The organism is Psychrobacter sp., assembly GCF_049295055.1.
Classification (GTDB): Bacteria; Pseudomonadota; Gammaproteobacteria; order Pseudomonadales; family Moraxellaceae; genus Psychrobacter.
Genome location: NZ_JBAQQF010000062.1, coordinates 16,107 through 39,672 on the forward strand (window position 1 = coordinate 16,107; position 23,566 = coordinate 39,672).

The 23,566-nt window shown below is 42.1% G+C and carries 21 protein-coding genes; 7 read left to right on the forward strand and 14 right to left on the reverse strand.

Going from position 1 to position 23,566, the window contains the following annotated elements:
• Positions 1–65: 65 nt before the first annotated feature.
• The 7 genes from WAZ74_RS09345 to WAZ74_RS09375 all read right to left on the reverse strand — a co-directional run bounded on the left by WAZ74_RS09345 (position 66) and on the right by WAZ74_RS09375 (position 6,814).
• Positions 66–2,804, reverse strand: a complete 2,739-nt coding sequence (locus WAZ74_RS09345; protein ID WP_422308030.1) for a DUF927 domain-containing protein — start codon at positions 2,802–2,804, stop codon at positions 66–68.
• Complete coding sequence (locus tag WAZ74_RS09350; RefSeq protein WP_422308031.1) at positions 2,776–3,012, reverse strand: hypothetical protein; 237 nt, start codon at positions 3,010–3,012, stop codon at positions 2,776–2,778. The genes WAZ74_RS09345 and WAZ74_RS09350 overlap by 29 nt, the downstream gene beginning before the upstream one ends.
• Positions 3,005–3,514: a hypothetical protein gene (locus WAZ74_RS09355; RefSeq protein WP_422308032.1), complete on the reverse strand. Its 510-nt coding sequence runs from the start codon at positions 3,512–3,514 to the stop codon at positions 3,005–3,007. Before WAZ74_RS09355 ends, WAZ74_RS09350 begins: the two co-directional genes overlap by 8 nt.
• Positions 3,507–3,806 (reverse strand): hypothetical protein, encoded by a 300-nt coding sequence (locus tag WAZ74_RS09360; protein ID WP_422308033.1) that lies wholly within the window; start codon positions 3,804–3,806, stop codon positions 3,507–3,509. Before WAZ74_RS09360 ends, WAZ74_RS09355 begins: the two co-directional genes overlap by 8 nt.
• Before the next feature lie 2 nt (positions 3,807–3,808).
• Positions 3,809–4,048: a helix-turn-helix domain-containing protein gene (locus WAZ74_RS09365; protein ID WP_422308034.1), complete on the reverse strand. Its 240-nt coding sequence runs from the start codon at positions 4,046–4,048 to the stop codon at positions 3,809–3,811.
• Between the two features lie 104 nt (positions 4,049–4,152).
• Entirely contained in the window at positions 4,153–5,310 is a 1,158-nt protein-coding gene (locus WAZ74_RS09370) for a hypothetical protein (protein ID WP_422308035.1), read from the reverse strand.
• Positions 5,311–5,482: 172 nt separating this feature from the next.
• Positions 5,483–6,814 (reverse strand): tyrosine-type recombinase/integrase, encoded by a 1,332-nt coding sequence (locus WAZ74_RS09375; RefSeq protein ID WP_422308036.1) that lies wholly within the window; start codon positions 6,812–6,814, stop codon positions 5,483–5,485.
• 334 nt (positions 6,815–7,148) lie between these two features.
• Between WAZ74_RS09375 and WAZ74_RS09380 the strand changes: the two genes are divergently transcribed.
• Both WAZ74_RS09380 and WAZ74_RS09385 read left to right on the forward strand, forming a co-directional pair.
• On the forward strand, positions 7,149–7,763 hold the full coding sequence (locus tag WAZ74_RS09380) for a glutathione S-transferase N-terminal domain-containing protein (RefSeq protein WP_422308037.1): 615 nt from the start codon (positions 7,149–7,151) through the stop codon (positions 7,761–7,763).
• Positions 7,764–7,895: 132 nt separating this feature from the next.
• Entirely contained in the window at positions 7,896–8,330 is a 435-nt protein-coding gene (locus WAZ74_RS09385; RefSeq protein WP_422308038.1) for a ClpXP protease specificity-enhancing factor, read from the forward strand.
• A gap of 127 nt (positions 8,331–8,457) precedes the next feature.
• Here the strand turns inward: WAZ74_RS09385 and dcd are convergent, their stop codons facing one another.
• The 7 genes from dcd to WAZ74_RS09420 all read right to left on the reverse strand — a co-directional run bounded on the left by dcd (position 8,458) and on the right by WAZ74_RS09420 (position 16,202).
• Complete coding sequence (dcd, locus tag WAZ74_RS09390) at positions 8,458–9,033, reverse strand: dCTP deaminase (protein ID WP_325243883.1); 576 nt, start codon at positions 9,031–9,033, stop codon at positions 8,458–8,460.
• 146 nt (positions 9,034–9,179) lie between these two features.
• Complete coding sequence (locus WAZ74_RS09395; RefSeq protein ID WP_422308039.1) at positions 9,180–10,271, reverse strand: DUF2804 domain-containing protein; 1,092 nt, start codon at positions 10,269–10,271, stop codon at positions 9,180–9,182.
• Positions 10,272–10,327: 56 nt separating this feature from the next.
• Positions 10,328–11,545, reverse strand: coding sequence for an iron-sulfur cluster carrier protein ApbC (gene apbC, locus WAZ74_RS09400; RefSeq protein ID WP_422308040.1), 1,218 nt, complete (start codon positions 11,543–11,545; stop codon positions 10,328–10,330).
• Positions 11,546–12,229: 684 nt separating this feature from the next.
• On the reverse strand, positions 12,230–13,582 hold the full coding sequence (gene mgtE / locus WAZ74_RS09405) for a magnesium transporter (protein WP_422308041.1): 1,353 nt from the start codon (positions 13,580–13,582) through the stop codon (positions 12,230–12,232).
• A gap of 152 nt (positions 13,583–13,734) precedes the next feature.
• Positions 13,735–14,535, reverse strand: coding sequence for a 3-hydroxybutyrate dehydrogenase (locus tag WAZ74_RS09410; RefSeq protein ID WP_422308042.1), 801 nt, complete (start codon positions 14,533–14,535; stop codon positions 13,735–13,737).
• Between the two features lie 134 nt (positions 14,536–14,669).
• Positions 14,670–15,299, reverse strand: a complete 630-nt coding sequence (locus tag WAZ74_RS09415; RefSeq protein WP_422308043.1) for a CoA transferase subunit B — start codon at positions 15,297–15,299, stop codon at positions 14,670–14,672.
• A 189-nt stretch (positions 15,300–15,488) separates the two neighbouring features.
• On the reverse strand, positions 15,489–16,202 hold the full coding sequence (locus WAZ74_RS09420; RefSeq protein ID WP_422308044.1) for a CoA transferase subunit A: 714 nt from the start codon (positions 16,200–16,202) through the stop codon (positions 15,489–15,491).
• A gap of 405 nt (positions 16,203–16,607) precedes the next feature.
• On the opposite strand from WAZ74_RS09420, the gene WAZ74_RS09425 reads away from it, so the two are divergent.
• From WAZ74_RS09425 to WAZ74_RS09445, 5 genes are all read left to right on the forward strand, one after another.
• On the forward strand, positions 16,608–18,023 hold the full coding sequence (locus tag WAZ74_RS09425) for a GntP family permease (protein WP_422308045.1): 1,416 nt from the start codon (positions 16,608–16,610) through the stop codon (positions 18,021–18,023).
• Between the two features lie 402 nt (positions 18,024–18,425).
• Complete coding sequence (gene metG, locus WAZ74_RS09430) at positions 18,426–20,528, forward strand: methionine--tRNA ligase (RefSeq protein WP_422308046.1); 2,103 nt, start codon at positions 18,426–18,428, stop codon at positions 20,526–20,528.
• 48 nt (positions 20,529–20,576) lie between these two features.
• Positions 20,577–20,861, forward strand: a complete 285-nt coding sequence (locus tag WAZ74_RS09435) for a hypothetical protein (protein ID WP_422308047.1) — start codon at positions 20,577–20,579, stop codon at positions 20,859–20,861.
• Positions 20,862–21,174: 313 nt separating this feature from the next.
• Positions 21,175–22,260, forward strand: a complete 1,086-nt coding sequence (locus WAZ74_RS09440) for an ABC transporter substrate-binding protein (RefSeq protein WP_422308048.1) — start codon at positions 21,175–21,177, stop codon at positions 22,258–22,260.
• Positions 22,261–22,363: 103 nt separating this feature from the next.
• Positions 22,364–23,389, forward strand: a complete 1,026-nt coding sequence (locus WAZ74_RS09445) for an ABC transporter substrate-binding protein (protein WP_422308049.1) — start codon at positions 22,364–22,366, stop codon at positions 23,387–23,389.
• Positions 23,390–23,566: the final 177 nt, after the last annotated feature.

The window sequence follows — 23,566 nt, forward strand, 5'->3', positions numbered from 1 at the left end:
GTGCAAGCCACAAAAAAAGGCAGATGGTAAACATCTGCCTTTTAACATTATTATTTATTGATCAACTAAAAACACTCAGCACTACAACCAAATGGTGGAATCTCATCATCAGGTTTGCCGATAAAGCCATTTTCTGTACTTTGTTTTTTAACGGCGGACAAGGCGGACAGAGGGACATCGCCCGTGGTTACTGGGCTTACAGCTGTCCCCCTTGATTTTGGGGTGGCGGACAAGGCGGACACTTCACCCCCTTGCTGCTCACTGTGTCCGCGCTGTCCGCTTTGGTCATTTTGGCTGGGGACACCTCTTAGCCCTTGCTGTGTATGGTCTGTCCCTTGTGTCCGCGCTGTCCATGTGGTTTTATCGGTTTCATAACTTAATATGTCACCTTTGACCGCATAGACACGGGAACGGGTTTTTGATTTTGGCAAAGTAATCCGTAACGTCTTTTTATTTGGCTCATTCTTACTTAGCAATCCTGCATCATCTAACACTTGAACTACTTTTTTCATATCATACGGTGGGCATACCTCTTTACTAAATGCACTAGATAGAAAATAAAAGTCATCAGTATCATAGTTACGATACCCAACACGGTTAATCACTCTCCGCTCATCATCTGTAAAGGTAGAGTCACGCAAGGGCTGAAAGCGGCTACTGCCATGCTGTTCAATGAACGCTTGAATATGGCTAATGATTTGGCGCTGCTCATGCTCACCATCACGCCCATAGTTATCAAGCCAATTATCTAAACATGCCCTAACGGCTGTGGTTGCTTGTCCTGCTTGCCAGCCTGTAATACCTGCCAGCGTTGCCATTTCACCAGCGGCGGCAACAATAGCGAACCGTTTAGCTACTCTATGCGCTTGTGCTGCAAGGTCGCTATAATTACTCATAAAGTCCTCTATCAACTGCTTGGCGGTGGCTGTGGTCGCTGCTTTGTCGATAGTGATATGTTCAAGCCATGCCATGCCAGCAACGCCATAATAAGCGTGTGACAGCTCTTTGATTTTATCGGCTTGGGCTTCGCTTGTCTTTGCCAGTACCAAACTATCAAAAGTCTTTAAGCCTTTGCCAGCATCAGCATCTATATGCGCTACTCGAACCTCAACCCCTGCATTGGTCTTTTTCCCTGCTTGTGCCATTTCTTGCTCTACTGTCTTTTCACCATTAGATAAAAAGATAATGCGCCACGTTTTGGCTATGCGATTGTGCCCCGTGGTGGTGCTCCTACCTTTGCCTGTACCATTACCTAGCATATAAATAATATTACCCAATATAGTGGGGTTGCCCTCACTGATTTCATCAAGTGGTAAAAAGCTGTCGTTATGCTCGCTTGCTGTGCCCTCTAAGGCATTATCAGTGCTGCGCCATGTCTTAGTATAGCTGTCAGGCTTACCCCATACACCAGCTGCCACTTTAAGCGATAAAGACTTACCCATACTACTTGAACCCAAAAGATGAAAACCGCCGCTATCACTGCCTAAAGGTTCTAGTAACTGCCCAGCAAACGCGCAAGCAATAGAGAAAACAAAACGGCTTTGATCTGCTAGTGGTTTGCATAGCTCATCACGCCATTGTTCTAGTGTGCCTTGCTGGGCTATGGTGCTGTTGATTGCATGGGCTGCCTGATAGACGATTAACTGCTTACCATCGCCGCCTATTGCGCCATCAGGCAATATATATTGCTCATCATGCCAGCCTAGCTTATCCACGCATAACGCCCGTTTATGAATAGGATAGTCTTGAATATAAGTGTCTAAGTAATTGCGCTGTTTACTGTTGGTAGTAATGTTTAATCCTTGACTGGCTAACTCTCTACGATACTCACGGGCATCACCTTGTAGCAGTGATAACGGCATTGACCACGTATGTAGCACACCATCATCATCACGCCATTGCAATAGCCGCCCCCATGTACCGCTGCTTGTGTCCCGTGTCTTTGCGATAACTTCAATCGGTGAACAAACAAACGCCTTAAACTTAAAGGTTATATTTGCTGGATCATCAAGGTTATATCTCACAAAAAATAACCCGTCATGGTATAGCTCAAAACGTCCATCATCATGAACCATAGGCGCGTTAAGCTGTGGGGCTTTGTCTTTACGCCATTCAGGATAGTAGGCGGTATCTTGTAAGCTAATTAGCTGGGTGTCATCAGCTGCCAGTATTGCCTCATAACTGTCATCTTGTAGCATCGTGACAATATCAGCCATAGTAACCAATGCCTGAGCTTTCACACCTGCCAATAGGTTTATTAAGACCTTATTATCAAGTGTCATAGGTACGGTAACGGGCGCGGCGCTGCTCCAATGTTGAACCATTTTTTTAAGGTGCTGATTAGTCTTTTGAGGGCTGACAATAATAGTCTTATCACTAGCCATCAGGCACGCATAAGCATCTATGCCGTTCTCTAAGTCATCGAACGCTAGCACCTCATTAGCTTTGTTGAAGTCACCAATGACGATAGCGCCATACCCTGTAGGGTCAATGACAATGGGCTTTGCTTTGCTGTTTGGTGTGTAGAATACTGCGCCTACAATATCGCCTTGTTTATCGGTCAATCTTAGGGCTATCGTGCCAGCGGTCGGTACTAATACCGCGTCATCTGTAGTAAGATTGTCGGTGACGTTGAGCAAGCTATTAGGCGGTAGTAGGTCATATAGTTTAAGCAATAGCTTGTCGTCTGCCAGTCCTTGCCGTGTGACTGGTTTATAGTCTTTAAGTAATTCCCGTTCATCAATGAAGTCGCCCATGTTGTCCGCATGGGCTTTTTCATGCGTGTTTGTTGGTGTGGTGGTCATCTAGTCCTCCTTGCTTGCGACTGGTTCGGCTGGCGCATAGCTCTATATTTTTTATAGTAGCTTTTGCGCTTGGCGTGTTTGCTGAAACTATCGGGGGTAAGGGTGGGGCTGAATGAAGGGCACAAAACGCTGTCACCTGCCTTAAATGTGGCTGGTGTGTGTTGGTCGTGGTTTGGGTGTTTGAAGTCGTACGGATGGAATTAGGCATGATAGCCTCCTGAACAATTAGTTAGTATTTTGTCGCCCGTAAAAAAATAGGGTGACAGGTCATTAACAATCGCGTTCAGACGACGGAACTTATTCCCCAAAAAGGGTATTGTATTAGGTTCACTTAACCCGTCATAACGTACGGCACTGTGTCCAGTGTCATAGGTATAACGATTACTGCTTGTCACACTGTTATTCATGTCCGTGGTAACTTGCTGGGTGTTAATCAGGTCAGTTTTAGACGCAAAAATAGCCAAAGATTGATGACTTGGCTTTGCCCATGAACGTGTTGTTGTGAGGCTATGATTACGGCTGTCGCCATCACTTGCAATCGGTTTTGCACTCACTGGCTGGCAAGCAATGAGTGACAGTAGCAAGCCTATACCTGCCACCCATGCCATGAATATGATAAAACTAGGCAGTAAGCCATACTTAGGTGGCTCATTGCCATTATCTGCCTCGTTGTGGGGTTCAAGGTTAGTTTTGCGGTTGTTGTTACTCATAGTCTGTTACCTCCGTTTGGTACGACAATGCGTGTTCACAAAACATATCGCTTATGATTCCTGCCAGCTCACTATTGGTATAAAGTGCGGCTTTGACTGCAACCAAAACGCCTTGGCTAACATCGTCTTTAGTTTTGATAGCATCAAGCGCGGTGGCTAAGTGTTCCGTATCGCGGTAAATATCCTGAACGCGGTCATTCATAACGCGCAAGTACAGACTATCCACGGTCACTAGGCGGTGGGCTGGGGTGTCGATTGATACGCTGGGGTGGATGTGTGGTTGCTTATTCATAATTAAGCCCCCTCATTAGTAGCGTTTAGATAATCCACAATGTCGCTACCTTTGAAGTAGTAAACGCCATTGATAGATAACGGCTTTGTGATCTTGTCCGTTTTAATCCACCGCCTGATTGTCTCAGGGTGCTTATGGAATACATCGGCTATCTGTTTAACTTGATAAAGCTCTTTAGGGTTCGCCAATAGATAAGCTAGGTTTAGCTTATTGGTGGGTGTTGCATGGGTAGTGTTAGGCATTGCCTTAACTCCTATTCAGTTGATGAAAGTTGTTAAGGCTTATTGTGGGGCGTGGGGTATTTTAAGAAATTAATTTGAATTAATTAAAATTAAAACGTGGGCTTTTAATCTTTTGATAGCTTGAACATATCAGCATGCGCTTGTACTGCTTTACTTATTTTATCAATATTAGCTTTTAGTCCTAGCATGTCAGCTTCATTCATACCCAGTTCTTTAACTATCTGCATAGTTAAGTTATAAACTTGCTCATTTATCTGGGTTGCATTAGGACGGTCACTTATGCGTAAAGTACCAGACTGTTTAGCCAGTAGAATTGCCAGCATTGCGATTAACTTCTTATCGGTATTGGTTTCATCTGTTTGCGCTCTGGTTCGCTGTGGGTCTTGTTGCTGGTCATCTGTTCGCGCGTTGAGTTGTGCAAGTTCGGTTTCAAGTTCTGCTATGCGTCTTTCATCCGCTTTAGGTTCAGTTTGCGTTACTGAGGGCGCTAGTATCTTGTCAGTACTACTTAACAGATTGTCATTAAAACCTCTTAGAATAAAGTTGTAATGTGAAAGCCATAATTTAACTTGCTCCGCTAGTATCTGTTCGTTATCGTTAATGGGGTTTAAAGCTTTTGCCTCTATTGCAGTGCTTATCATGTCCCAATATACCCGATACTTTTCATCGCGATTGATACAAGCTGGGTCATCATTGGTCATTAAGGATATTATTTGCTCAGGACTATAGCTTGGAAGGTTCATTAGTTCTCTTTGATAGCTGCCTAAATTTATATAATCCTTTATGGCTTGCTGACTGATTTTCGGCAATTCGTAGTATTCGCTATCACTTCTATTTATCATGTCACTGTACATGGAATATAGAGCGTTACTATCACCCCAAACTATTAGACTGGTATTTTTAACTATTTTCTCTATTTTTAACAAGTCAAATCTTGACCATAAATTTTTCTTCAAACAACGTTGTAACGTAATATATTCATCAAAATTATTATCTTCATGAATAAATTGTCGTCTAGCCTTTCTATAATCTATAATTTTCTGCTTTAACTCATAACTATTACATATCGGTTTGTAAAGAGGATTAAAAGGGTCTAAGTTATTTAGTTCATATACTGTTAAAGAAAGCAGGTCTAAACTATCCATTATATGGATGATCAACTCTGTATCATCGCTATTTATAATGTCTATAACATCATAAACTGATAAATACTTCTCTTTTTCTGCATTGCATTTTAATTTAATCGCTTCAGCTAACCCCACAATACACACCCCTACACCCTTAAATCAAAATAGGAGTGAGGCGCTGACAGCTTAAGGGTGTAAATCGCTGTCGTTCGGTTCATGACTACCTAGCCTCACAAGTGGAATGATAACCCGTAAGCTATCAAAACTGGTTAAACATTATCTAATATAGGGTTATGGCAGTGCTGTTTTAGCCGTGTTTCTGTTTATCGGCTTTCTTAAAGTCTGCATGAATAACATTATCAAACTTGCCAGCCTTGATATTGTCTAGGTAGTTTGCCCAGTCATTCATCATTGCAGCGCGTTGATCTAATCCTGTCATTCGATTGTATGCAGTACCATAAGCGTTAAGCATGCGGTGACCTAGTGCCAGTTCGGTTATCAGTTCGTCATAACCTAGTCGCTCCATTAGCATAGTTTTTGCTGTACTTCTAAAACCGTGAGGGCTGTGAATGTCTTTATAGCCTTGTCCGTCATTCATCAAGTCACTGTTCAATACTTTATTGATCGCTTGCGTATGTTGATAAGGCGCATTTTTGCGTCTAGGGTTATGAAATACATAATCGCTATCACCTGTTAAGGGTTGCAGCTGCTCTAATATCGCTATGGCTTGGGGTGCTAGTGGTATTACTAGACTAGCTACCATATCGCCCCTGTTACCTGCCTTTTGTGGCTTGAACTGCCATTGTTTTTTGAGCCAATTAATATCAGTCCATTGCATAGCGCATAGGTCGCCTACTCGAGTAAAGGTTAAAGCCAATAGCTGTAAGATACGCTTGTTATATAGCTGGCTTGCATCATCTAACTGGTCAATGTCGTTTAGCAGCTTAGCGAAGGCGGTTACATCATTGCTCAATGCTGGGCGGTGCTTAGCCTTATGCGCTTTGAGCGTTCCAACTAGATCACTTGCTGGGTTATATTCAATGACCATATGAGCCTTAGCAATCTGCAAGATGCTCTTTAATAACGTTCTTACTCTTAATCCTTTATAAGTGTTCGTTTTTTGAATGTTATTAATAAACTTGATAACTAGACTGGGGGTTATGTCTGTTACCTTCATATGCCCTAACTGGCTTTCAATCGGTCTTACTAACTCTTCAAGATTTTTGATAGTACGTTTATTTAAATCTTTGCTGGCTTGAATGTCGCGCCATTCGTTGATGAAGTGGTTTAAGGTGTTTTGGCGCTCAGTAAGTTCTTTTTGCTTTTTACCTTCTCTATGCTCTATTGGATCTATGTCTTTGGCTAGCAGTTGCATATTATCGCTGTGGTATTGACGGGCATCGGCAAGGCTTAACGCTGGGTATTGTCCTAAGGTCATATAAGGGCGTTTGCCTGTAATGGGGTGAGTATAGCGGTGTCTAAAATCGCTAGTAGCGTCTGCACCTTCTTTATGCGGTCTTATACGCACCTCTAAGCCTTTATAACCTGCTATTGGATAACTAACTGCTTTGCCAGCTTGCACGGCTTCTTTGATTGCCCGTTTGACTTGGGTATCGGTGCTAACCTCCTTTCTAACCATTTTCCTATCCCTTAGTCTGGTAGCCACCTTGGTAGCCATTTATAATGCTTTATGTTGTAAGATAATATCGTACGTTATAGTACATCATATATCTAAAAACGCTATACATCAATAAAATAAAGGGGTTTGAGGGTAATTATATTGTCTATCGTTTTATCAAGTTAAACCATGTATTATTTAAAAAGCATTACTTCGGTAGTGCCTTTTTATGTTTTGACCGTCAGTAAATCATCAGCTAAACCATAGGCTCATGCGCAACGTTTACGCATGCTACCTTGATAAATAGAGCGACTTTGTTTACGATGACAGGCTTTACTATTAACATTAGGCTTTCATGATTGATGCGAATGACATTCCAAGTAGTCAGCTAATCTTATATGCTGATGACGGCTACGACAGTCATGTGGTGCGCCTATTGCTTGAAGAAAAAAAGCTCGCTTATTATTTGTCACGTCTACACTCCGAGCGTCCAGAAGACTTAACCGAACTTAATCCTTATCACACATTGCCTGTCCTGCAACAGCGTGAGATTGCACTCTATGAGATTAACGTCATCTTTGAGTATCTTGAGGAACGTTACCACGCGAATAAATTACTGCCTGACACACCGCAAGAGCGTGCGCAGTTCAGGCAATTAGCTTGGCGCATTCAGCGTGATTGGCTGGTACTCGGTAAGCGCTTATTAATGCATCCAGATAGCTTCAACAAGGCACAAGCAGCACTCGCTAAAAAACAGCTAACCGATTCCTTGATTACTTTATCACCGCTATTTGCGCACAAGGCTTATTTTATGGCGGATGATTTTGGCTGGTGTGATGTACTGCTAGCACCTCTATTATGGCGATTGGATGAGATGGGTATCGAGCTACCTCGCGCTATTAGCCGTCCATTGCTTGAATATCAAACGCGACTCTTTGAGCGTGAAAGCTTTAAAAAAAGTGTGCGTTAATTAGACAATCACTTATAGCTGTTTTAGAATAAAAAATTATTAAGCTTGCCTAATTTTTTATAAATCAATAAGAATCGGCAGTAAACTCTTTATAAATCATTATTTAATATTACCAATATAGGAAGCCAAAAGATGAGCGAGACCACCTCTATTACCCCCACACGTCCCTATATGGTACGCGCGTTATATCAATGGATAGAAGACAATGAGTTCACACCCTATCTGATGGTAGATGCCACTGTTGATAACGTACAAATTCCAAGGGAACATGTGCAAGATGGGCGTATCGTACTCAATATTGCCAGCCGTGCTACTGGTAATATGAGTATGGAAAATGATTATATTCACTTCAGTGCGCGCTTTGGTGGGGTGTCACAAGAGATTTGGGTGCCACTGATTGCGGTACTAGGCATTTATGCTAAAGAAAACTCGCAAGGGATGTTTTTTGATCCGAATGAATACGACGATTATCAGCCTGAAGATGATTCGGTAATGAGTCCTAAAATAACTACTGCTGCTCCTAAGCCTAAACGTGATAATAAAGCCGGTTTAAAAGTTTTAAAATAATTAAATCGGACATATAAAAAAGCTAGTCATAGTAAATATGGCTAGTTTTTTTTATTACTTCTCTCAATTAACTCAATGATTAAAATAACCATTAAGTTATTGGATAAAATCTTGTTTAACGTTCTGGCTAAGTTCTTGGTAATGTCACACCGCGCTGACCTTGGTATTTACCGCCGCGATCTTTATAACTAGTCTCACAGACATCATCAGCATCACTTTGGAAAAATAGCATTTGTGCAACCCCTTCGCCAGCATAAATACGAGCTGGTAGATTGGTCGTATTACTAAATTCTAAAGTGACGTGCCCTTCCCACTCAGGCTCAAGCGGCGTAACGTTGACAATGATGCCGCAGCGCGCATAGGTAGATTTACCTAAGCAAATCGTCAATACGTCACGTGGAATACGAAAATATTCCATCGTACGTGCCAATGCAAACGAGTTTGGTGGAATAATGCATTCATCACCGACGATATCAATAAAGCTTTTTTCATCGAAGTTTTTTGGATCAACGACTACTGAATGCACGTTAGTAAAAACCTTAAACTCAGGAGCACAGCGCACATCATAACCATAGCTTGAGGTGCCGTAGCTGACCAAACGCTCGCCTGCATCATTAAAGCGTACTTGACCCGCTTCAAATGGCTCAATCATGCCATGCTCTTGAGCCATTTTACGAATCCAGCGGTCAGATTTGATAGACATTGTTATTCCTTAGCAGATATAAAATCAGATTTATAATATGGGTAATTTTCGATAGCGACGATTATACGGAATTGAGCGCTCAATTTATAGGCTTGGCTGCGTTTAAAGTAAATCTATCACTAATATGACTGACTGCTCACCACTTTTTACCACTTCGCAAAATGATCTTCTGCTAACCCCAACACTTTATCAAGCTTAATCAGCTCATCTTTGATGCGAATCTCACCACTATATAAACCAAGCCATTGCTCAAAAATACTGGCAATAACGCCAAAGTTATCGGTTTTTTTATAAACGGTTATAGGCGTAAAGGTTAAATCAATATCAACGTTACTCCAGCCTAAATTTTGATGATAGATACGCCAAGGCTGTTGCTGATGATGTCGTAAATCTGTGTCATTACGAGAAAACAATACTGGTGGCAAATAAAATATCTCTCCATCAAGCCAACAAGTATTTTCACTTGCTCCTGTCTCATTGACGCCCATCGCTAGGTTGAGAGTAAAATGACGACCATCAGGTAAGTAAGTGTTGATACAGGTCCAAAACCAATTAGTCTCATGGCGCATATAGCCTAGCGTCCAGTCTAGATTGGCGATAGTGTTATCTGTAAAATGCATTTGTGTAGCCTGAGACTCTATATTAAATATTGAACTAGGTTTAATCAGTAGATGTCCAGATACGCTCTTAAAAGGTTCTTTTTGGGTAAACGTCCAACCACGTCTGCCAGTTGGTGTACATACTGCTAGAGGCTGAGATTTCCGCTCTAATGTTGCATTAACATCGATGTATTGACTGTCTAGCGCCACTGTAACTCGCGAGGGAGTAAAGTCCAATGCCAATGTAAGTTTGGCATGCGCGAACGCCATCTGCCCTTGATAACAATCACCTTCTAAACTTGTATGACGTGTCAAAAGTTGTAGTGCTTCACAAACTTCTATCTCATTTGTCTCATCATTATAAAGATAAATAAAAGCGCTGGTCGCAAACTTAATCGTCGCTAATGCCAAACAAACTCGATAAGGTGGCTGAATAATTTGAATAAAGCAAAATTGATTGGCTTTCAATGCTTTACGCCAGTTTGGCAGCGTCTTTTGGGAGATAAGATGGCTATGATAATCGAGATAGTTGATATTTTTAACTTGAGAAAAGACACCGAAAGCAGGTTGACCGTTTTGAATTAACTTATCAATGATAGGACGAGATTGATAAATATTTTGAGTAGGTAGAATTGCCATATTAATCAACGTCCTTGTTTATTAATAGTGGATACACCGAATCAATATCATATATCCTAAAAAATACGCTTATCATCAACAGGCTTAGCAAACTTATCAATATTGGCTTCGATATTCTTCGCGATACTTAAATAATACGGCGCAAACTCATCATTAACTAAGACGCTTGGCTCACCTTTATCTACTTGCGCACGAATACCACTGGCTAGTGGCAGTTGCCCTAACAGCGGTACATGATATTGTTCAGCGATACGTTCACCGCCACCAACACCAAATATCGCTTCGGTATGATTACAGTTGCTACAGGTGTGCAGTGCCATGTTCTCCACCACGCCTAATACTGGAATATTGGTTTTATTGAACATCTCAATGCCTTTTTGCGCATCAAGTAGCGCAATATGCTGTGGCGTCGTGACAATCACCGCGCCAGTCACTGGAATACGCTGTGCCAACGTCAATTGAATATCACCGGTACCTGGTGGCATATCAATGACTAAGTAATCTAGCTGCGGCCAGTTGGTTTGATTGTATAGTTGCATCAAGGCGCCCGTTGCTTTAGGACCACGCCACGCAACAGGCGTGTTATCACCATCAAGCAGGCTACCAATCGACAGCATCGCCATGCCATGTGCATTAACAGGAATAAACTGCTCGTTTTCTAGTTCAGGCTTTATATTGTCCACACCCAGCATAGTCGGCATACTAGGTCCGTAAATATCCGCATCCAATACCCCAACACGGTTGCCGAGTTTTTGTAATGCCAAGGCAATATTAACCGTGGTCGTTGATTTACCAACACCGCCTTTACCCGAAGCTACGACGATAATGTGACGAATATGAGGATGTGGCGGCAGTGATGCTTGTGTTGGCGCCGCCTTAGTAATAGGTGGTTCTGCGTTTGGACTGGGCTCTAATGTTGCTTTGCCGTTATTACTCATCGCATCTGTAGTTTTCGGCATCTGTTTAGGCAAAGTTTTAGAATCCCCTTTAGCAGGCGCTGGCAGACGCACATTCATATGAATAGTGTGAATACCATGCGGCTGGAGTAGCTGCCCAAGTTCTTGTTGAACCGTTTCGGGATCACTGTCATGCGGTAAGCGCAAGTCTAAAGTGAGCTGATCGCCATCACGATTCAGCCCCGTTACCATTTGGGCAATACTCGTATTACCAACATGATAACCTAGCAAGACCTTATCAACAGCGCTATCACGTGCGGCCTGTTGTTGCGGATTTTCAGATTGCGAAGGTGTTCTTTTTTTTATAAAGTTAAACATAGCTACCTCTATCGACGGTTAAGCCTGACAAAATAAAATGATGTTTTAGCGAAAAAATACCTAAAGACAATATATTTCAAAACACTATATTTCAAAACACTATATTTCAAAAAATGCATCTTAAAACAATACCTCTCAAAAAACAGCCATTGTATGTCTCAAAATATAATTGTTAATAGTCACTAAATACTCTAGCCAAACTGTTTTATATAAACAGTGTAGCTGAATTAGAGGTATAAAAAAACCACACTGTCATTAGGCTTGAGGTTCAAATGTCTACTTATCTTTTACTTCTAAAACAGCTTGTCTTTTATTTCTAAAGCATCTTATCAAATAGTTTGGAAATCAATATATTAACTTTTGAAAAAACTAGGGCGTGTCCTCATTTTAAAAATGGTGATAAAAATGAGATAAATTGTAGCCAAACTATAGTCGATACCCAATAAAACAGATACGTTATTTTATCACGTGAGACTAGGATGAGTTTTTCTGGCTTGCTGTGCCTACGCCGACAGAGGCTACAAAAAAATCATCCTAGTTCCGCTGTATCGTTTTTACATTGAACTGATTATAGGAAAATAGTGCAGGTAATATCAGGATATTGACCAGCTATTTGACGCAGCTTGGCAAGATTTAGCTATTTTTAGCCCATTTAATCGCTTTCGTTCAGATTGAGGATACACCCTAACCGATCATCAAAAACTTTGAGGCAATAAAGAGATAAATAAGCACGCCTGACGCATCACAAACAGAGGTAATCAAAGGCGCACTGGCAGTGGCAGGGTCAAAGCCCAGCTTACTCAATATAAAGGGCAGACTCATACCAATGACACAACCAATCATAACCACAGACATCATACTCATTGCGAGCACTAAAGAGACAACAGCATCGCCACGTACATAACCGATGACTGAGATAGCAACCGCCATCGTCGCCCCAAGCATTAAGGCAACGATGGCTTCACGGCCCAGTAATGAGAACCAATCACGCATCACTACATCGCCAGTTGCCAACGCACGTACCATCAAGGTCGCAGACTGCGAGCCTGCGTTACCGCCACTATCGACTAGCAATGGTAAGAAAAACACCAATACTAAATTTGCCGCAATTACATCTTCAAAATTTGCAATACTCAGCCCTGATAGCAAGTTACCAAATACTAAAAACACCAGCCAAAAAACCCGTTTACGGTATAAAACTCGAATACTAACGTCTTTTAAACGACCGACCATGGTAGAAACACCGCCTGACTTATGAAAGTCATCGGTCGCCTCATCACTGGCAACGTCCATCGCATCATCATGGGTGACAATACCGACCAAAGCACCACTTGCATCGGTAATGGGTAAGGAGATTAAGTCATAACGGGCGACAGTCTTAGCGACATCTTCTTGATCGTCATTGACATCACAAGATATGACGGAGCTGACCATAATGTCATTAATTAATTGCTCTGGTGACGCTAAAATGAGCACTCTTAATGACACCACACCTAGCAACTTACGATCAACATCAATGACATAAGCATGATAAATAGTTTCTGCATCTGGCGCTTCTAATCGTAGCGCATCTAATGCTTCAGAGACATTCATCTCCGCACCTAAAGTCGCATAATCAGAGCTCATCAAAGCACCAGCAGTGCGCTCCTCATAGGCAGATAATCGACGAATGTCTTCGCGCTTTGCTTGTGCTAAGGCCGGTAACAAGGCATCACGTTGATCTTGGCTCAGTTGCTTATATAAATCCGTCCGCTCATCAGAAGGCATCTCGCCTACTATCTTCGCTAAAACAGCCCGAGGAAACACATAGGCGAGTGCAACCTGAATATCCGTGTCTAAATAAGCGTATATCGTAGAGCGATTGGGCAACTGCTCTAATAATTGCCAAGCAAGTTTGGGCTCAATAATTGCTATTATATCAGCGATATCAATAGGACGTAGTGCTTTAACCTCATTAATCGCTTGCTCAAAATACTGTTGCTCGATAGCACGGCTTAGTTTCGCTGCAAAACTCAACGCAAAATCTTTATTAATCATTATTTTTACTCCGTGCGCCCAAAACGATACAACAAGCGCTCACAAAAAAGAGCCAATATAATTGGCTCAAGCTAATATAAAGCTAAATGCTAATGGATTGGTCTTTTTTTAGCAAGCTCATGACTATTAAGCTAAAAAACCAATCAAAGATATTAATTCATAAACCATCCATGGCTGGCAACGATAGATTGTCCAGTGAAGACATTACTTGGAAAAGCCGCTAAGAATAATGCTAATTGGGCAATATCATCAACGGTAGTAAATTCCTTATCGACGGTATTGACCAGCATAATATCATTGACTACCGATTCTTCACTGATGCCTTTTTCCGCTGCTTGTTGCGGGATTTGCTTTTCGACTAAAGGCGTTTTGACAAAACCCGGACATATCACATGCGAGCGTACATTATGTTCAGCGCCTTCTTTTGCCAATACACGGCATAAACCTAGCAGACCATGTTTGGCAGTGACATAAGGCGCCTTAAACATTGACGCTTCATGCGAGTGCACTGAGCCCATGTAGATAACCGTGCCACCTTTATCGTCTTTATACATATGCTGCACGGCGGCTTTGGTGGTTAAGAATGCCCCATCCAAATGGATAGCGAGCATTTTCTTCCAATCCTCAAACGCCATTTTATTAATCGGATCGATAATCTGAATACCCGCATTGGAGACGAGAATATCAATACCGCCAAAGCTATCGACTAGCTGTTGCACGCCGTCGTTAACGGCAATCTCCGAAGTTACATCCATAGCTATTGCGAGTGCACGTCCGCCCATAGCTTCGATGGCATCGACCGTTTGCTGGGCCGCTTCAAGGTTGATATCTGCAATACCGACCGCGGCGCCTGCTTTTGCATAAGTTTCGGCAATATCACGTCCGATACCACTTGCAGCACCAGTAACCAATGCCACCTTGCCGGTCAAATCCTGTTGTAATTGGGTCGCCATATATTGTCCTTAATAATGGGTAATGATGTGTAGTGATGCTTAGGTATGATTAATGATTAATGAAGCCTATAAATAAGCCACTAGAATATAGTGGCTATTGAATAAAGAATTAAGCCGCTTTTATAATATAAAAACTATTGCGCAATGCTGACTGGTGTTTTCTCTTGTAGCTCTTCAAAGCTAACGCCCTCTGCCAGCTCAACCAGTTTCAATCCATTGTCAGTGATATCTAATACCGCAAGCTCAGTGATGATACGATCGACCACCCCTTTACCCGTCAATGGCAGCTCGCAATTGGCTAGAATTTTCGGTTCGCCATGTTTGTTGACTTGTTCCATCAACACAATGACGCGCTGTACACCTGCCACTAAATCCATGGCACCGCCCATGCCTTTAACCATCTTTTTAGGAATCATCCAGTTAGCCAGATCGCCATGCTCTGAGACTTCCATCGCCCCCAATATCGCAAGGTTTACATGACCGCCGCGAATCATCGCAAACGACTCTGAACTACTAAAATAACTGGCGCCTGGCTCTGCGGTGACGGTTTGCTTGCCAGCATTAATCAAGTCGGCATCGACGTTTTCTGCCGTTGGAAACTCGCCAATACCCAACAGACCATTTTCTGACTGTAGCCACACATCCACATCTTCAGGAATATAATTGGCCACTAAAGTAGGTAGACCGATGCCTAGATTGACATAATAGCCATCTTGTAGCTCTTGTGCGGCACGCTGTGCCATCTGCTCTCTTGTCCATGCCATGGTAACTTCCTTATTTTTATAACTACCCCAAAAAACATGATTAGCGGTGTCAAACTCACTTAGTCTACTAAATGTAGCACTTTCACTCGTTTTCCTTGCTACTCAAATTTTTAGGAATAGTATTACGATATTCTATTGTTATTAATTTAATTAATTAAGAGTATTTTAATAAAGCCATCAATTGAATCTTTAAGCGCCTTCGACCGCTTTCGTCGTGGTTTTTTCGATACGCTTTTCGGGATTACTATTTAATACGATACGCTGCACAAAGATACCCGGCAGATGAACTTCATCGGGATTGAGCGTGCCAGTCTCTACGATTTCTTCTACTTCAACAATGGTAATTTTACCAGCCATTGCGCAGTCTGGATTGAAGTTACGTGCCGTTTTATTGAAAATTAAGTTCCCAGCTTTGTCCGCTTTTTGCGCTTTGATAAGTGACACATCAGCACGTAGTGAGTGCTCAAGCACATAAGTGCGACCATCAAATTCGCGGGTTTCTTTTCCTTCAGCGACTTGTGTACCGACGCCAGTTGCCGTATAGAACGCAGGAATACCCGCGCCACCTGAACGTAGCTTTTCAGCCAATGTACCTTGTGGAGTCAGCTCAACTTCTAACTCGCCTGCTAAGTATTGACGCTCAAACTCTTTGTTTTCACCCACATACGATGAAATCATTTTTTTAATTTGGCGCGTTTGTAATAACAATCCTAAGCCAAATTCATCGACACCGGCGTTATTGCTGATGCAAGTTAAACCCTTTACCCCGCTATCGCGCAGTGCCTCGATTAACGCCTCAGGAATACCGCAAAGACCAAAACCGCCGATAGCGAGCGTTTGTCCATCACTAACGATACCTTTTAGCGCTTCTTCGGCGCTGCTATATACTTTTGATTGACTCATACTAATTTCCTTATCAGTCTTATGTTTTTTCTTATACATTTGAATGGCTTGTTTGTTAATACTGTATTTCTATCTACAATATCATTTCTATCTACAGCGTCGCCTACCTATATTAACGGAAATATCAGTCATTATTTAAATTAGCAATACATTTTATATCGATATAGGATATTTCAACTAACTGTGCTAACTTAACATACAATTCTCTTAGCGACTAGAGGGTAACATCACGACCGTAAGCGCTAGCGAAAGGTATGGCAGGTCGACGGCAGCTAAATAATGTATCAGTCTAGATTTATGTTTAACAAAACACAGTAAACGATCTATTCTTTCTGATTAATTTTATTGACCAACATGGATGTGCCCTGCATATTCGCAGCCTTAATTTTGCCAAGGAGGGCAATTATGTTTAGCACACTTGCTATTGTTATTACTTTGTTATTATTGATGTTCTTTGCTTATCGTGGCTATTCAGTGCTGATTTTGGCACCCATTATGGCGATATTAGCGGTATTCCTATCAGGAGATTTCTTAAGTAGTATTCCTGCCTATACCGATGTCTTTATGGGCGCATTGAGTGGATTTTTACTCAAATTCTTTCCTATCTTCTTATTAGGCGCACTCTTTGGGCGTTTGATGGCAGACTCTGGCGCGGCAACCGCAATTGCCAATACGGTGGTCGAAAAGCTTGGTGCCAGCAAAGCTATTCTGGCGGTTATCTTAGTTTGTGGTATTTTGACCTATGGCGGTGTGTCGTTATTCGTTGTAGCATTTGCCATTTACCCAATCGCCAAAGACTTGTTTAAAGCCGCTGACATTCCTAAGCGCTTGATTCCAGCTGCGATTGCACTAGGCTCATTTACCTTTACCATGACGGCATTGCCCGGCACACCTGCCATTCAGAATGCTATTCCAATTCCTTATTATAATACCAACGTCTTTGCCGCACCTATTTTGGGCATCATCGGCGGTATTATCATGTTTATCTGTGGTTGGTTATGGTTGCAGTCACGAGCCAGAAAAGCCAATGCGGCAGGTGAAGGTTATGGTCAACATGATGAAGGCGATGTGGGCGGCGTTGGTGCGATTAAAACAGAAGCGGATACGCTGAGTACGCATCACACCTCATTTACGGTTGCTATGATTCCACTGGTCATGGTCATCGGTTTAAACGCGTTACTGACTTATGCTATTTTCCCATCGATGGACTTTAGTAGCTTACAGACTCAGTTTCCAGACTTGAATATCGCAGGCTCACTTGGGCTTTGGTCGATTATCATCTCACTGGTTGTCGCTTGTATCACCTTAATTGTGCTACGCATTGGTCATTGGAATAACCTACAAAAAACCATTAACCGTGGTACTTACGACTCTATGTTGCCGATTTTTAATACCGCATCAGAAGTAGGTTATGGAGCTGTTATCGCCTCATTAGCAGGCTTCCTAATCATTCGTGACAGCATCTTAAACTTAACCCCTGACAATCCATTGATTTCAGAAGCCGTCGCTATGACCACGCTGGCTGGTATTACCGGCTCATCGTCTGGTGGTTTGAGTATTGCCCTATCAACATTGGGTGAAGACTATCTAAGAATGGCGGTCGCCGCTGGTATTGATCCTGAGCTGATGCACCGAGTTGCTGTGATGGCAGCAGGTGGTTTGGATACCTTACCCCACAGTGGCGCGGTCATTACCTTACTGGCGATTTGTGGTCTGACGCATAAACAATCATATTTGAATCTAGCAATGGTCACCATGGTGATTCCACTGATTGCCGTAGCGGTAGTCATTACCTTGGGCACGCTATTTGGGTCATTCTAATTTGCTTAAATGAATCAATAGTTAGCAAATACAGATAATTAGGTTTCATGATTATTGATTAATGCCAAAAAACCTACTAAGCATTGCTTGGTGGGTTTTTTATGGCGGCTTGATAATGGTCAACTATAAACAGAATCTATGGTCAACAGCTAATAAACGGCTAGTAAACGGCTAATAAACGGCTAATAAACGAATGACACTCTATATGCCCTATAGAGTCAATTACCGTATTAATTAGTAAGGAAGATCACAAATTTAACTGAATTACGGTATCATAGGCACACTTTTTGAATTTCCCCCTTTCTTATAAGTTTTTAGCAATGATAATATGGCGTTCAATGGCTGTAAACCACTTGAGACGTTTGATAACCAACCCTTTTATATAAAAATATAGGTGATTTTGTGCGTGAGATTCTAGTAACCAGTGCCCTGCCCTACGCCAATGGTGACATCCATTTGGGCCATCTTTTAGAACATATTCAGACTGATATTTGGACACGGGCGATGAAAGCCCAAGGTCATCAGGTTACCTTAGTCTGCGCTGATGATGCTCATGGTACGGCTATCATGCTCAAAGCCAAAGACAATGGCATCACGCCAGAAGAACAAATTGCGACCGTTAAAGCCTCACATGAAGCCGACTTTGCAAAATTTCTGATAGATTTTGATAATTACTATACAACGCATTCAGAAGAAAACAAGCATTTCTCTGAGCTCATTTATCGTCGCCTTAGAGACTCAGGTCACATCTCTACCCGCGACGTCGAGCAACTATTTGACCCTGAAAAACAACTGTTTTTAGCCGATCGTTTTGTCAAAGGCACTTGCCCTGAATGTGACTCGCCAGACCAATATGGCGATAACTGCGAAGTATGTGGCACCACCTATGATGCAACAGACCTAAAAAATCCGTATTCAACGCTGTCTGCAGCCACGCCTGTGCTTAAAACTTCTAAGCATTATTTCTTTGACTTGCCTGGGTTTGAGCAATTTTTAAAAGATTGGACGCGTAGTGATAATCGCTTGCAAGTGTCCGTCGCCAATAAACTACAGGAATGGTTTGACGCTGGACTTGCTAGCTGGGATATTTCCCGTGATGGGCCTTATTTTGGCTTTCAAATTCCAGACACCCCAAGTGATGAGCCTGATAAATATTTTTATGTCTGGCTAGATGCACCAGTCGGTTATATGGCCAGCTTCAAAAACCTATGCGATAAGCGTGCTGGTACCGATAATGCGTTAGATTTTGACCGTTATTGGGCGCAAGAAAACGAGCATAAAACTGAGGTTTACCACTTTATTGGTAAAGATATTGTTTATTTCCATGCGCTATTTTGGCCGGCGATGCTTGCCGGTAGTGAGTTCCGTACGCCAACGGGTGTCTTTGCTCACGGCTTCCTAATGGTTAATGGCGAAAAAATGAGTAAGTCACGTGGGACTTTTATTAAGGCTCAAACTTACGCTAAACATTTGCACCCTGAATATTTGCGTTACTACTTTGCCAGTAAGCTGTCCAATAAAGTTGAAGACATTAACCTCGACTTCGAGGACTTTATGCAAAAGGTCAACTCTGATTTGGTGGGTAAAGTCGTTAATATTGCCAGTCGTAGTGCCGGTTTCTTAGTGAAAAAATATGACGGTATGCTCACAGAGGTTTGTGCAGAGCCGCGTTTATTAGAAGATATGACCAAAACCGGTGAAGAGATTGCTGCCGCTTATGAGAACCGCGAGTTTTCACGCGCCATGCGTTTGATCATGCAGTGTGCTGACAAAGCTAACGAATATATCGACGAGAAAAAACCATGGTCACTTGCTAAGCAAGAAGGCACTGAGCAAGAAGTTCAAGAGGTCTGCTCAGTGGCGATTAACATCTTCCGTCAATTGATGGTTTATCTCGCTCCTGTCTTGCCTGAGCTAACTGCCAATGCCAAAGAGTTCTTAAATATTGATAGTTTAAGCTTTGCCAGTCGTAATGAGTGGTTACTTGGACATAAAATTAATAAGTTCAAACCACTGATGCAGCGTATCGAAGAAAAAGACATCGCAGCGATGGTCGAAGATTCAAAGGCATCATTAGCCGTAACGGCGACACCAACCGCTACTCCAGACGTAGAACCAGCAGCTAAAAATAGTCAGCTAGCAGCGGAAGACATCGATATAAATGCAGAGCAAACCGATTACATTGGTATTGACGACTTTGCCAAAGTTGAGATGAAGGTGGCTCATGTCATCGCTTGTAACTATGTTGAAGGTGCCGATAAGTTGCTGCAATTTACTTTAGATGTAGGCGAAGCACAGCCGCGTAACGTCTTTAGTGGAATCCGTAAGTTTTATGAGCCAGAGCAATTGCTCGATAAAAAAGTGATTTGCGTGACCAATCTTACCCCGCGTAAGATGAAGTTTGGACTCTCAGAAGGCATGGTGTTATCGACAGGTAATCCAAAAACTCAGCTGACAGTAGTTACCCTACCTGATAACTGTGTTATCGGCGATATACTCGCCTAAACTAAACAGCATTGCTATCACTAATGTATTAAATATTGGAGAATAACAATGGTATTGCTAAGACTGTTGGCAGATATTCTCCTCTATTTAACCTTTGGCTTACTGGTTTATTGGTATTTTACCGAAGACGTAACTGCCCTATTTATAGCCATTGCTAGCGGTGTCATAAGTGCTCTGTTATTTATCATTACCACAGATATTAAACAGTCACGGCGTAACCGTCGTTCAGATCCTTCTAGTATATGGGATTGGTTGTACTTTATTGATATCGTCGAGATTCCATTGCGTTTGCTTTGGTGGTTATTTAGTAATCTATGGCGCATCTTTGATTAATAAAAAACAGACCAAACAATAAAAAAAGACGCCATTAATGACGTCTTTTTTTATTGCCTTACATTCATTAAGAGTAGTCATCAAAACCAATGATTATAAAAACACCTCATTATCAACATAATTCTATTAATACCTCATTCATGAAATCAATGACAAATGCGTGTTAATTTCTTGTTGCCATAAGTTACATTACTGTCATAATATGGACGTATTGATCTAAGGAATGATCTCTTTGATGTTAGCCCGTTATCTCAGCATGCACATAACATTGACTCGGGTAACCTGCACTTTCTAACCTACGAGCCAGAATAAAATGACCTTTACCACTCTACGCTTCAGCCTATTTGGTGCTGCTCTTAGCGCCGCGCTTGGATTATCAGGCTGCTCTAAACCTGCAGATACTGACATCACAACTGACACCGCAACTAACACCACAGTGACGACTGAAAAACCAGCCAAAACGTTGGCAATCACTCAGATCGTTGAGCATCCATCACTGGACGACATGCGTCGCGGGATCATCGATGAGCTGGCGGATAATGGTTACATCGAAGGTCAAAATCTAAAAGTTAACTTTCAAAGCGCTCAAGGTAATACGGCTACAGCGGGGCAAATTGCTAAACAATTTGTCGGCGATAATCCAGATGCCATCGTGGCAATCTCAACGCCATCTGCCCAATCTATTGTTGCCGCCACTACGACAATACCCATTGTCTATACCGCTGTCTCAGATCCACTGGGTGCCAAACTTATCACAGCAGATGGCAAACCATTCCAAAGTAATTTGACGGGGCTATCAAGCCAACTGCCATTAGAGCCGCAATTAGATCTATTACAACAAATCAAACCTGATCTCAAGACTATTGGCTATGTGTATAGTCCCGGTGAAGCCAACTCTGTATCGCTACGTGATGAGCTTAAAAAAGCGCTACCTGCACGAGGCTTATCATTATTGGACATTCCAGCCAACCGTCCGACTGATATCGGTATGGCGACACGTAGTTTACAGGGACGTGCCGATATTATTTATACCTCATTTGACAATAATGTGGCATCTGCTTTTGAAGCGATGGCACAAGCTGCCAATGAGTTAAAGATGCCAATCATTGCCTCTGATGAGTTCAGTGTCCAACGCGGTGCAACAGCCGCACTTGGCGTCAATGATTATGACTTCGGACGTGTCACTGGCAAGATAGTTTACCGGATTTTAAATGGTGAAGCGGTCAGTACCATTAAGCCTGAAGTAATGAATGATTTGACCTTGTACGTCAGCCCTAAACACGCCAAAGCACAAGGCGTTACCTTATCTGCTGATATGCTCAAAAATGGCATTAATGTTGATAACAAAGCTGATACTAAAGCGAATACCGAGGCTGATACTAAAACGGCTAATAAATAGCAGTAATTAATATTGTCATTTGTATATCTTAGCGGCTCTTTATTTGCTATAACTATCCTTTATTTGTTGTATGGACACACTATTACTTTTAGGAGTTAGACCTATGTTGTATCAAAATCGTTTTGCTAAAGCGTTATTATTGGGCGGCGTTTGTACCGCTATTTTGACTGGTTGTAATCAACCTGCAAAAGAAGATGCCACGACTGATGGCACTGCTGGCGCCGATACCACAACGGCTATGAAAACGGTTGCTATTACTGCGATCGTTGAGCATCCAGCGCTTGATCAGGTGCGTAAAGGTGTTATCGATGAGCTGAATGATGCTGGCTTTAAAGATGGCGAAAATTTAAAAGTCAACTTCCAAAGTGCGCAAGGTAATACGGCTACTGCTGGTCAGATTGCCAAGCAATTCGTCGCCGACAACTCAGACGTTATTATCGCTATTGGTACACCATCAGCGCAGTCAGTCGCTGCTGCAACCAGCAGTATTCCTTTAGTATTCTCAGCCGTTACCGATCCGGTCGAAGCTAAACTGGTATCAAAACTAGATGGCTCTGGCACTAACGTCACTGGTGGCTCTGATGCGCTTCCTTATGAGCCGCAAATCGAATTGATGCGCCAAATTATCCCTAGCTTAAAAAATGTCGGTTACGTTTATAGCCCAGGTGAAGTCAACTCAACGATTATCCTAAAGAATCTAAAAGAAAAATTAGCGCCACTGGGTATCAAGGTACATGAAGCCCCTGCCCAGCGTAGTACTGATATTGCGATGGCAGCACGTAGCCTTGAAGGTAAGGTTGATATGATTTATACCTCAACCGATAACAACGTTGTCTCAGCCTACGAGTCACTGTATCAAGTCGCTAAAGAAAGTAAGATTCCATTAATTGCTTCTGATACCAGCTCAGTTGAACGCGGTGCTATTGCAGCACTAGGCGTTAACTATTATGATCTTGGCCGTGAAACTGGCAAAATTGTGGTACGCATCTTAAATGGTGAAAAAGCAGGCGCTATTCCAGTATATACGCCAAAGGTTCTTGACTTATATGTCAGCCCAAAACATGCGAAAGAGCAAGGTATCACTTTACCGCAAGCTGTTCTTGATAAAGCAAAAGAAGTTGTAGAATAGTATTTTTAACCATTGTTAAAATAAGACAAACGACCATAGAAAACACTTAATAAATTATTTTAAATAAAAAATTAATGTATGTTGGTCGTTCGTTTTAAAGTATTATTAGCTACTATCTGTTCAATACAAAAAACCCAGCTACCACTCAATTAGCTGGGCTTATTTTTTTAGTATTTG